Raw genomic sequence first — 11,432 nt, 5'->3', positions numbered from 1 at the left:
GCGTAAAGGCGTCGATGAGCTTCGCGATCGGTTCAGGATAGTACAAATGTAACTACTCCTTCTAGGTTAGATTAGAACAAGCCCGGAATTTTCATGCCGCCTGTGAATTTGCCCATATCAGCATTTGCGATTTCTTCAGCCTTGGCAAGTGCATCGTTAACCGCAGTCAGTACCAGATCCTGCAGCATTTCCACATCATCCGGGTCAACCGCCTCAGGCTTGATGTTGATGGACAAAATTTGTTTATGTCCATTCGCTTCCACGGTAACCACGCCACCGCCGGAAGTTCCTTCAACGGTTTTCGTAGCGAGCTCTTCCTGAGCCTTCAGCATTTGCTCCTGCATCTTTTTCACTTGCTTCATCATTTGGTTCATATTATTCATGATTCATCTCTCCTTATAATAGGGTGCACGTAGGGACGTGCTAGTCTTTTATGACAACGAGGTCTTCTCCAAACAACTGGATCGCCTCATCAATCCATGGTTTCTCCCCACCGGCCTCCGCTTCTTCGTGCTCAAGCTTAAGCTCCTCTGCCTGAGGTTTGCCCACTCCTTCTACCGCGTCACTCCAATCACGAAGCATCATGGTAACCAGATGATACGGCTTGCCAAGCGTGGACTCAAGAACCCCTTCAATCACCTGTTTGTTGGCAGGTTTCTCCGTGGTTTCGCGGTGGATGTTGTTTTTAAAAGCGACAAGAACCTTGTCTTCCCATACGGACACAGGTTCTCCATCCATCAGCCAAGCGTGGACCGTCACCTTCTCCTCTTTCACATTCTGCAGAATTTGGGCCCACTGTCGATGAACAGAAGTATAATCCTCCCCCGTTCGGCAAGATATATACTGATCCATATGCTGCGGGATCTTGGCTGATGAAGCTGCTTTCGGTGCCGGTGTACGGGTGGACTTGGCCGGTTCACGGTGACCAGATGCAGGAACACCGTTTTGTATCAGTCGCTCCAGCTTTTTCTCAAGTGAGGCTACATGCTGCTTCAGCTGAGCGAGCTCCCCCGCATCGGCTGTATTCTGAGCTCTTGCCCCACCCGCTGATTGAGTTATACCGGAAAGCTTGAGCAATGCCACCTCAAACAGAGTCTGCGGCTGCGAGGCGTATTTCATCTCACTCTGATACCGGTTCAGCGTATCGATCATTTGAAATAGTTCGTCTCGGCTGAAGGCATTCGCCATCTCCTGAAACTCTGCCGGATTCAAAACCCGGTCGGTCAGCTTATCGGCGCTAGGAACCATCTTGATCATCAGCAAATCGCGGAAATAATACAGGAGATTCTCCATGCATTTATCTGCACTTTTTCCCTCCTGCATGAATTGCTCCACGATCTGCAGCACAAGTCCGGCATCCCCCTGTTTCACGGCACTGGCCAGAAGGCCAAACTGCTCCGAGGCAATCCCGCCCGTCATGTCCATGACCTGCTGGTAAGATACCGTGCCTCCTGTGAAGGAGGCAATCTGATCCAGAATGCTCAGTGCATCCCGCATACCGCCATCCGATAGACGTGCGATATACTGCAGTGCTTCAGGCTCTGCCGTAATGCCTTCTTCTCCGCAAATCTGCTCCAGACGCCCGGTCTGTTCGTCCAAGGAAACCCTCCGGAAGTCAAACCGTTGACAGCGTGAGATGATCGTTGCCGGAAGCCTGTGGGGCTCTGTTGTCGCTAGTATAAACATCACGTGTGCCGGCGGTTCCTCCAGCGTTTTCAATAAGGCATTGAACGCTTCCGTCGTCAGCATGTGTACTTCATCGATAATATAAACCTTACGCCGCACCTCGGTCGGTGCGTATTTGACTTTCTCCCGCAAATCACGGATTTCTTCGACACCGCGGTTGGATGCAGCATCGATCTCCTGAACATCCATGACGGCTCCGGACGTTATACGCCGGCAGGCCTCGCATTCATTGCAGGGTTCCTCAGCCGGACCATGCTCGCAGTTCACGGCTTTGGCCAAAATTTTAGCGGCACTGGTCTTGCCCGTACCCCGTGGACCGCTGAACAGGTAGGCATGGGAAACCCGCTGCTCGCGAATGGCATTCTGCAGGGTCTGGATAATATGCTGCTGGCCCACCATGTCGCCGAACGACTGTGGTCGCCAAGCACGATATAACGCGATATGTTCCACTGTGCTTTACCCTCTTTCAACTTCCACTTCACGAGATCGAGAAAACCTTAAGTTTATACTAAACCCGATCCTCGCGTGCTTTACTGTTGCATTCATGGTCATTCCCAGCCAAAAAGGCGTGAGTTTAACGGTTATATTATACTACATTCTATACTACTTTCCCCTGCCTTAGCAAAACGTTTACTTGGAAAACTTTATCCAAAGTGCACATGAAGGATCAGCTTGAATGGATAGCCGTTTCGACAAAAAACACCCTTGCCAATATGGCAAAGGTGTTATGTGCAGATATGTATACCGTGCACCTGTTATTGATAATTGCGATCCGAGCGGCAATCCTGAGCAACAACTCGGGCTAGGCACCCCTCCGGCACAAAAGCGATCTTGCTTATGGCTGCTTCCTTCCGGACCTGACCAGGTTCACAAGTGCTCATTGCGGAGGACCCAACCGTCAACGTTGAGCGCAGGGACCAGCCTCACATCGACAATACCTCTAACAGGAATTCAACCTCGCTACAGCGGATTGCGAGTTACAGGGCACCGCTACCTCCCCGTCTAGCACGGCGAACTTTAGTATATCGCATGGCTATCAAAAAAGCAACCGACGGAAGAAGTTGCATACTCCACCAGCCCTGTAAACAGACAAAAACCCTCCGACCACAAGGGCGAAGGGTTTGTTTATTAGATACCGTATTTCTTCTTGAATCTATCAACACGACCGCCAGCATCCAGGAATTTCTGTTTACCTGTGAAGAACGGATGACAGTTCGAGCAAATCTCTACACGAAGATCTGGTTTTACAGAACCTGTTTCAAACGTATTACCGCAAGCACAAGTAACTGTAGTAACGTGATATTTCGGTTGAATATCTTGTTTCATTGTAGCTTTCACCTCTTTCCGCCCTGAGCCTCATGCGGACCCAGAGTTATATGGACACATAAATGGAGTATATCACGAGCAAAATGAATGCGCAATAGCTCATACACAAATCATCAGACAAGTCCACAATTGGAATTTCAACCTGTTTTTAACACATCCGATGTTCAGTACGGTTCTGTTAAATAATCGATGGTCTCTTCTTCGGTCTTACCTGTCCTGCAGGTGGCACATGCGTATAGGAGCCAATCACCACATCTGGCAGCTCCTCCTGCATAATCTCAATCGCCTGCTTCATCCCCAGAATCTCGCCTTGTGCAGGCGGAATAAGCTCGAGATAGCTCTCAGGGTCAATGTTGAGATTGCGGAGCTGAATCAATTTGAGATCCGTGCGGCGGGCAAACTCAATCATGGCTTCCAGCTCTTCCTCGCGATCAGTTACGCCCGGGAAGATCAGATAGTTGATGGAGGTATATACACCTTGATCGGTTGCATAACGAAGAGATTTCTCCACATTGGCCAGCGTATAGCCCCTTGGCTTGTAGTATGCGTTATAATGATCATCCAATGCACTGATCGTACTGACCCTCATCAGATCAAGACCCGCATCCACGATACCACGGATAAAATCAGTTAATCCCGCATTGGTATTAATATTGATGTATCCCATATCAGTCTGTGCCCGAACTTCTCTCATGGCTTCTATAATGATCTTCGCCTGCGTGGAGGGTTCTCCCTCACAACCTTGGCCAAAGCTGATGATCGACTCCGGTGTCTTCAGATGCTCCAGCATGACCTGCACCAACTCATCCACTCTCGGACGGAAGTTCATACGGGTCTGTGGCGAGACAAAGCCGCTGTCATCCGGCTGTTCCGAAATACAACCGAAGCAACCGGCATTGCAAGAGTACGATACAGGAACAGCGCCTTCCCAGCGATTCAGGAAGGTATTGGATGCCGTCAGGCATTCATATCCTAATGCACAGTTAGACAGATGCTCATAGAGCCGATTCTCCGGATATTTCTCCTTCAGCGTCTTAACCCCAAGCTCAAGATCGTTCAGATCGCAGTTCACCGGGTTCCACTTCTCCGGGTCATCGGATAAACGCGCTGTTGTATAGAAAGCGCCATCCTTCCATACCACCGCCGAGTAACCAAATAGCGGCAGCTTATATTCCTTGTCCGACTTCACGTATCCTGGCAAGCACAACCGGGTATAGCCTTGCGGCAACAGCGCTCCGACAGCAGTGTACCCGTCCTCAAGCGGCATCATATCACCAGTCTCTGGATCCATTCCGATCGCTCGGGTGCTCGGTAGTCCGACCAATGTAGCCCCCTCTGGCAAAGGGATTAATTCATCATCCAATATCTCAACGATCATATCTCCGCTGCGGGCAAGCCCAAACAGATCAGAATGATCATAAACATTCCCTTGCTCATCTGCATAAACCAAATACATGTTGATCTCCTATTCTCCGGTTGATTCAGGATTTAGCTCTGAGGGGCCGTCGCAGCCGATGCGCGCGATGGGCGTCTAGCTGTCTGGCTCTGAGTCCCGGTTCCGCTCCCGTTATTGGCATTCACATCAAATGATGCCAAGAACTCCGCGTTATTCTTGCTGTCACGCATTTTTTTGAGGAATCCTTCCACAAAGTCAGCAGAGTCGTTCATATTTTTACGGATCGCCCAAATGGTATCCAATTCATCCTTGTTCAGCAGCACCTCTTCACGCCGGGTGCCAGAGCGGCGAATGTCGATCGCCGGAAAAATACGGCGTTCCGCAAAGCGGCGGTCCAGATGCAGCTCCATGTTGCCTGTCCCTTTAAATTCCTCATAAATAATGTCATCCATCCGCGATCCGGTTTCAACCAAGGCTGTAGCCAGAATCGTCAAACTTCCGCCTTCCTCCACGTTACGCGCCGAACCGAAGAAACGTTTCGGACGATGGAATGCCGCAGGATCAATACCGCCGCTCAGCGTTCTGCCGGACGGAGGAATGACCAGGTTGTACGCACGGGCAAGACGGGTGATGCTGTCCAGCAATATAACAACGTCCTTCTTATGCTCCACCAACCGCAAGGCACGGGACAATACCAGTTCCGCCACTTTAATATGGTTCTCCGGAAGCTCGTCAAAAGTAGAAGCAACCACCTCGCCCTTAACGGAACGCTGCATATCCGTCACTTCTTCAGGCCGTTCATCGATGAGTAAAACAAACAGTTCAATCTCTGGATTGTTGGTTGAGATGCTGTTGGCGATTTCTTTTAAGAGGAGCGTTTTCCCTGCTTTTGGCGGTGCTACGATTAAACCGCGTTGTCCTAAACCTACAGGTGCAAGCAGATCCATAATTCGGGTTGACAACTGATTAGGGGATGTTTCAAGAACAAGCTTTTCTTGCGGATATAGAGGAGTCAAGGCTGGGAAGTGCAATCGTTCCGCTGCGACGGCAGGATTCTCACCATTCACGGCGTTGACCTGCAGCAGCCCGAAGTAACGTTCGTTCTCTTTAGGTGTCCGGCATTTGCCCGAAACCAAATCTCCGGTCCTTAAATCAAATTTACGAATCTGGGAGGCCGAAATGTAGATGTCCTCCGTGCTCGGTAAATAGTTGATCGGTCTAAGAAAACCGTAACCTTCTGGCAAAATCTCAAGTACGCCCTCCATGAACATCAAGCCGCTCTGTTCGGCCTGCGCCCGGAGAATGGCAAATATCAATTCTTTTTTCTTCAACTGGCCATAATAAGGGATCTGATACTTTTTGGCCAGCTTATACAGATCCGTCAGCTTCATGCCTTCCAAATCGGCTATTTGTAAATCCATTCAATAACCACCTATTCAATTATTTGTTTCTGTCACAGCAAGTCCTGCTGCATGTAGTCTATTATTCTATGAGAGCTTTACTAGGAGCATTACCCAAATCAGAGGGAGATATGCAGTTTTACCCACACATTTCCCTCGTTTTGGTAAAAAAATCATTCTTCCTCAGTCTCACGCCATACGTCGGCACCCAGCATACGCAGATTGGATACCAGATGGTCATAGCCGCGGTCAATGAATTCTACGCCACTTACCTCCGTTACCCCTTCGGGTACGGTTAGTCCAGCAATGACAAGAGCCGCGCCTGCGCGCAGGTCGGTCGCTTTGACTTTGGCTGCGTTCAGCGGACCGCCTTCTATAATAGCAGAGCGTCCCTCCACGCGGATCTTGGCGCCCATGCGAACTAACTCCGGAACATGTTTAAATCGGTTGCTATATACAAAATCACTAAGGACACTGACGCCTTCCGCTTGCGTAAGCAGGCTGGTCATCGGTGATTGCAAATCCGTTGCAAATCCAGGATATATAAGCGCCTTAACGTCCACATGCTGGTATCGATCCTTACCGATCACGCGAATGCTTTCGTCCAGCTCCTCAATACCAACACCCATCTCGATCAGCTTGGCCGTAAGGGCTTCAAGATGTTTCGGGATGACATTGTCAATCAGAACATCGCCGCGTGTAGCTGCGGCAGCAATCATATATGTACCGGCCTGAATCCGGTCTGGAATAATGGAATGTCGGCAGCCATGCATCTCAGTTACGCCTTCAATCCGTATCGTTTCCGTTCCGGCGCCCTTAATGACAGCTCCCATGGAATTCAAAAGTGTTGCAACATCTATAATTTCAGGCTCTTTCGCCGCATTTTCAATAATTGTGGAGCCTTTGGCCTTAGCAGCCGCCAGCATAATATTAATCGTTGCACCAACACTGCTCACATCCAGATAGATCTTCGCGCCCCGCAGCTCTTTGGCATGCAGATGAATCGAACCGTGTTCATTGGTGACGGTTGCGCCAAGCGCTTCAAAACCCTTGATGTGCTGATCGATGGGACGAGGTTCAAAATTACAGCCGCCCGGCAGGCCGATCACGGCTTCTTTAAATCTTCCAAGCATGGCGCCCATCATATAGTAGGACGCGCGCAGTTTCTTAACGGGTCCGTTAGGCATCGGAATAGATTTGATATCAGAAGGGTCAATTCTCATCTGATTGCCTTCCCATGAAACTTGCCCGCCCAATTCTTCCAAAATCTCAGCATATACAGCCACATCGCTGAGAAGCGGCAAATTATCAAGTACGACTTCCGATTCCGCCAGGATTGCGGCGGGAATTAACGCAATAGCACTGTTTTTGGCACCACTGATTGTTACAGTACCTCGCAGTGGGCGTCCACCGCTGATCATCAATTTTTCCATAAGCTTTCGGGTCCCCCTACATCACTTCGCAGCCGGAAATGGTTCTGATGGCCGTCATACAAGAAAAACGTCTTATCGACGTTCCTAAAGGATGACAGACCGCATTTTGCGTTCTTTTTTGTTCTCGATTATCCGGTTGTGAAGCTCACAACCCGCTTGTACTTTTGATACTTAATAAATGAAATGGAAAAACACCGGCTATGCGGTGTGCTTTCCATTTCATTGTATACTACAGCATAAGACAGCCTAAATATCTTAGGTGATTCCAATCATCATGTTGTGGCCACTAGGACTACAAGCGACTTTATTAGGCTTGATTGTTGGAACCAAACTCACGGATTTTGCCAACCACAGTTTCCTTGATTGCCTCACGGCCTGGTTTCAGGAATGTGCGTGGATCGTAAGCTTCTGGTTTAGCAGCAAGCACTTCACGAACAACTTTAGAGAACGAAATTTGGTTCTCGGTGTTCACGTTGATTTTGGAAGTACCCAAGGAGATAGCTTTCTTGATGTCATGCGTCGGGATGCCTGTACCACCATGAAGCACCAACGGAAGTTTCACAGCATTGCGAATCTCTTCCATCTCTTTGAAACCAAGGTTTGGTTCGCCTTTGTAAGGACCATGAACAGAACCAAGCGCAGGTGCCAAAGTGTCGATGCCCGTTTCGTTCACGATGCGAACGCAATCGTCAAGCTTCGCGTACATTACATCACCGATGACGTCATCTTCTTGTCCGCCGACCATGCCGACTTCAGCTTCAACGGAAACGCCTTTGGCATGAGCATACTCAACGACTTGTTTCGTTGTTGCAATATTCGTCTCAATCGGGCTGTGGGAATCATCGATCATAACCGAAGTGAATCCTGCATCGATTGCTTCTTTACATTTCTCAACACTTGAACCGTGGTCAAGGTGAATGGCAACAGGAACTGTCACTTTCAGGTCCTCCATCAAACCTTTTACCATGTGTACGACGGTGCTGAATCCACCCATATAACGAGCTGCGCCTTCGGAAACACCAAGAATTACTGGTGATTTCTCTTGCTCAGCCGCTTCAAGAATCGCATATGTCCACTCCAGGTTATTGATGTTGTATTGACCAACAGCATATTTACCTTCAAGTGCTTTGTTCAGCATGTCTGTCATTGATACTAATGGCATGGTTTCATCCTCCTATAGATGCTTAGTTTGTCTATGGTTTTTAGCCGATATAACACACGGACTTATTATACCACATCGCGTCATAAATACTAAACAAGCATTTCCTAAAATGCTGCGAAGGACCTCACATTCTGGCAAAAAAAAGAATTCCGCCCTTTGAGCAGAATTCATCATTCAACCGATATTATTGGCGGTCCCTTTCAGCTGCATATTGACGGCTTGCCGCATCTCATCAATATCAAAGGGTTTGGTAAAATGCATCAACGCACCAAGATCGGTTGCTTCCTTGATCATGTCAAGCTCTCCATAGGCAGTCATCATGATCACCTTAATGTCCGGATTCATCTGTTTAATATGCTTCAAAATCTCAAGCCCGTCCATTCCAGGAATTTTCATATCCAGCAGCACCAAATCCGGGGCATGCATCTTCACAATTTCAAGTGCAACCTTGCCATTCGCCGCTTGAAACGTCTCATATCCTTCACTGCTGAACACTTCTACAAGCAAGATGCGGATACCATTCTGGTCATCCACAATCAGCACTTTGTGTTTGCTTTCTTTGCTCATCCCTTCAACCTCCCCGATACTTAAATCGTACAATGAGTATATGCAAACTCGAAAGTTCCTAACTTTCCCATAAACCGACCATTATTTGTATTCGCTTGTAGATGTCGAATTCCTTCCTGTCCTAAAAAAAGTAAGAAAAAAAGATGTATGAGCTCTGGACATCCGATCTGAACGTCAGCTTACCCTGTCCACAGTTATGACAACGGCTTTATACGCAAAAAAGAGCCTCTGCAAAAGAGGCTCTTCCCATTATGCCTGATGCTGGATCGAGGCTTTTACAAATTCACGGAACAGCGGCTGCGGACGGTTCGGACGGGACGTGAATTCCGGATGGAATTGCACAGCAAGGAACCAAGGGTGTCCTGGCAGCTCTACAATTTCTACCAGACGTCCATCCGGAGAAGTACCGGATATACGCAGGCCTGCTTTTTCAATATCTTCGCGGTATTGATTGTTGAACTCATACCGGTGGCGATGTCTTTCATAAACCAGCTCGTCCTGGTAGCAGGACTCTGCAAGCGATCCTGGAACCAGCTTACATGGATACAGACCCAGGCGCATCGTTCCGCCAAGATCCTCAATATCCTTCTGCTCCGGCAGCAGGTCGATGACTGGATATTCGGTAGCCGGATCAATTTCCGAGCTGTTCGCGCCGTTCAGGCCGACAATCGAACGGGCATATTCAATAACGGACACTTGCATCCCAAGACAAATGCCGAAGAATGGAATATTGCGTTCGCGAGCATAACGAATCGCGCTGATCTTGCCTTCGATACCCCGATCTCCAAATCCACCCGGTACAAGAATACCGCCAATGCCACTCAACGCCTCTTCCACGTTGTCTGCCGTAATTTCTTCGGCATTCACCCAGCGGATCTTCACGTCGGCATTAGCATCAAAGCCTGCATGAGACAGGGATTCAACAACACTGAGGTAGGCATCGTGCAGTGCGACATACTTACCGACAATCGCAATCTCAACGGTCTTCTCCAGCTTGGATACACGCTCCACCAGATCCTCCCACTCGCTCATATCCGGCGCAGGGGTGGTCAATTTCAAATGATTGACAACAATTTCATCAAGGCCTTCTTCACGCAGATTCAGCGGTACCTCATACAGCGAGGAGGCATCGCGACATTCTACAACCGCGTTAGGGTCGATGTCGCAGAAGAGCGCGATTTTTGCTTTCATCTCGGTTGAAAGCTCATGCTCCGTACGGCACACGATAACATTCGGCTGAATGCCGATACTGCGGAGTTCTTTTACACTGTGCTGGGTCGGCTTCGTTTTCACTTCACCGGCTGCCTTAATATATGGAATGAGGGTTACATGAATATACATCACGTTCTCACGGCCAACGTCACTCTTAATCTGACGAATAGCCTCAAGGAAAGGAAGGCTTTCGATATCGCCAACCGTACCGCCGATTTCGGTAATAACCACATCCGAACCCGCTTCACGGCCTGCACGGAACACGCGCTCCTTGATTTCGTTCGTAATATGAGGGATTACCTGCACGGTACCGCCCAAATATTCTCCCCGACGTTCCTTGCTGATAACAGAAGAGTATACTTTCCCTGTTGTCACATTGCTGTTCTTCGACAGGTTAATATCGATGAAGCGCTCATAGTGTCCCAGGTCCAGGTCGGTTTCCGCACCGTCGTCCGTAACGAATACTTCGCCATGCTGGTAAGGACTCATGGTGCCCGGATCTATATTAATGTACGGATCGAATTTCTGAATCGTTACCTTGAGCCCTCTGTTCTTAAGCAATCTACCGAGCGAAGCGGCGGTAATTCCCTTACCAAGAGATGACACGACCCCGCCTGTTACAAAAATATACTTTGTCACTGTTAAAAACCCTCCTATATAATCTCCATAACTTCAGGCGACATATGATGTTTATCCTAACCCGTTTTCCCCTGATTCATCAGAGGGACCAACAAAAAGCATCGCTCGCTTCCAAAAATGGTGAGCGAGCTGACCTCCGACCTATTACAAACCGCATATATTGACGCTTAAATGATCCTCATATCGAGCCGCTTAACCCGGCATACGTTATGAGGCTTCAAGACGAGCGGTTCCCATACCTCATCTTAAACAACTTGGAATATTCACTGCAAGAAACCATGAAAGTCCAGTCCACACAAGAAGGATGCTTCCACAGCCCGAAGAAAAAATGTCCATCGACAAACTTCCAGAAGACAGACTGCTTTTGATAAGGTAGTTTCTCTAGCGTTATTAGGTTCAGAAGCTAGCGTCGTTTCCACTTTCTGAGCCTTAAAAACAAAAAAAGTGACCCCGAATAAATAACGGGGCACTTTTATATTAAACATATTTAATCCACAATCATAAGCCCAAGCAATAGTTTACTCTGTGCCTTGTCTGCTTGTCAAGAGAAGAAGCAACCTCAAAATTGCCCAATTGGCTGACACTGTAAAACACAGTCATTATCAGCGCAG

General features: G+C 48.5%; 10 protein-coding genes and 1 other RNA gene (1 of these 11 running past the window's edge). All 11 read right to left on the bottom strand.

Annotated features, from left to right (window positions below; genetic code table 11):
- On the bottom strand, positions 1–46 hold the 5' portion of the coding sequence (gene recR, locus MHH48_RS00650; protein ID WP_071222338.1) for a recombination mediator RecR. It extends 554 nt beyond the left edge of the window; the window shows 46 of its 600 coding nt (coding positions 1–46); it begins with the start codon at positions 44–46; the stop codon falls past the left edge of the window.
- Between the two features lie 25 nt (positions 47–71).
- Complete coding sequence (locus tag MHH48_RS00645; RefSeq protein WP_009595540.1) at positions 72–383, bottom strand: YbaB/EbfC family nucleoid-associated protein; 312 nt, start codon at positions 381–383, stop codon at positions 72–74.
- Positions 384–423: 40 nt separating this feature from the next.
- Positions 424–2,136, bottom strand: coding sequence for a DNA polymerase III subunit gamma/tau (gene dnaX / locus MHH48_RS00640; protein WP_076326394.1), 1,713 nt, complete (start codon positions 2,134–2,136; stop codon positions 424–426).
- Positions 2,137–2,430: 294 nt separating this feature from the next.
- An RNA gene (gene ffs / locus MHH48_RS00635) (signal recognition particle sRNA large type) lies at positions 2,431–2,697 on the bottom strand.
- A 117-nt stretch (positions 2,698–2,814) separates the two neighbouring features.
- Positions 2,815–3,012 (bottom strand): 50S ribosomal protein L31, encoded by a 198-nt coding sequence (gene rpmE, locus MHH48_RS00630; RefSeq protein WP_006207505.1) that lies wholly within the window; start codon positions 3,010–3,012, stop codon positions 2,815–2,817.
- A 178-nt stretch (positions 3,013–3,190) separates the two neighbouring features.
- Positions 3,191–4,468 (bottom strand): radical SAM protein, encoded by a 1,278-nt coding sequence (locus MHH48_RS00625; RefSeq protein WP_076326393.1) that lies wholly within the window; start codon positions 4,466–4,468, stop codon positions 3,191–3,193.
- 32 nt (positions 4,469–4,500) lie between these two features.
- Complete coding sequence (gene rho / locus MHH48_RS00620; RefSeq protein WP_071222335.1) at positions 4,501–5,829, bottom strand: transcription termination factor Rho; 1,329 nt, start codon at positions 5,827–5,829, stop codon at positions 4,501–4,503.
- Between the two features lie 152 nt (positions 5,830–5,981).
- Complete coding sequence (locus MHH48_RS00615) at positions 5,982–7,241, bottom strand: UDP-N-acetylglucosamine 1-carboxyvinyltransferase (RefSeq protein WP_071222334.1); 1,260 nt, start codon at positions 7,239–7,241, stop codon at positions 5,982–5,984.
- A gap of 307 nt (positions 7,242–7,548) precedes the next feature.
- Positions 7,549–8,403 carry a class II fructose-1,6-bisphosphate aldolase gene (gene fba / locus MHH48_RS00610; RefSeq protein WP_076326392.1) on the bottom strand — a complete coding sequence of 285 codons (855 nt, stop codon included), beginning with the start codon at positions 8,401–8,403 and terminating at the stop codon, positions 7,549–7,551.
- Between the two features lie 174 nt (positions 8,404–8,577).
- Entirely contained in the window at positions 8,578–8,970 is a 393-nt protein-coding gene (locus MHH48_RS00605; RefSeq protein WP_076326391.1) for a response regulator, read from the bottom strand.
- A 249-nt stretch (positions 8,971–9,219) separates the two neighbouring features.
- Complete coding sequence (locus MHH48_RS00600; protein WP_071221150.1) at positions 9,220–10,821, bottom strand: CTP synthase; 1,602 nt, start codon at positions 10,819–10,821, stop codon at positions 9,220–9,222.
- Between the last annotated feature and the right edge of the window lie 611 nt (positions 10,822–11,432).

It is taken from the genome of Paenibacillus sp. FSL F4-0100 (genome assembly GCF_037993005.1).
GTDB lineage: Bacteria > Bacillota > Bacilli > Paenibacillales > Paenibacillaceae > Paenibacillus_AQ.
This window is presented reverse-complemented; position numbering and strand designations above follow the sequence as displayed.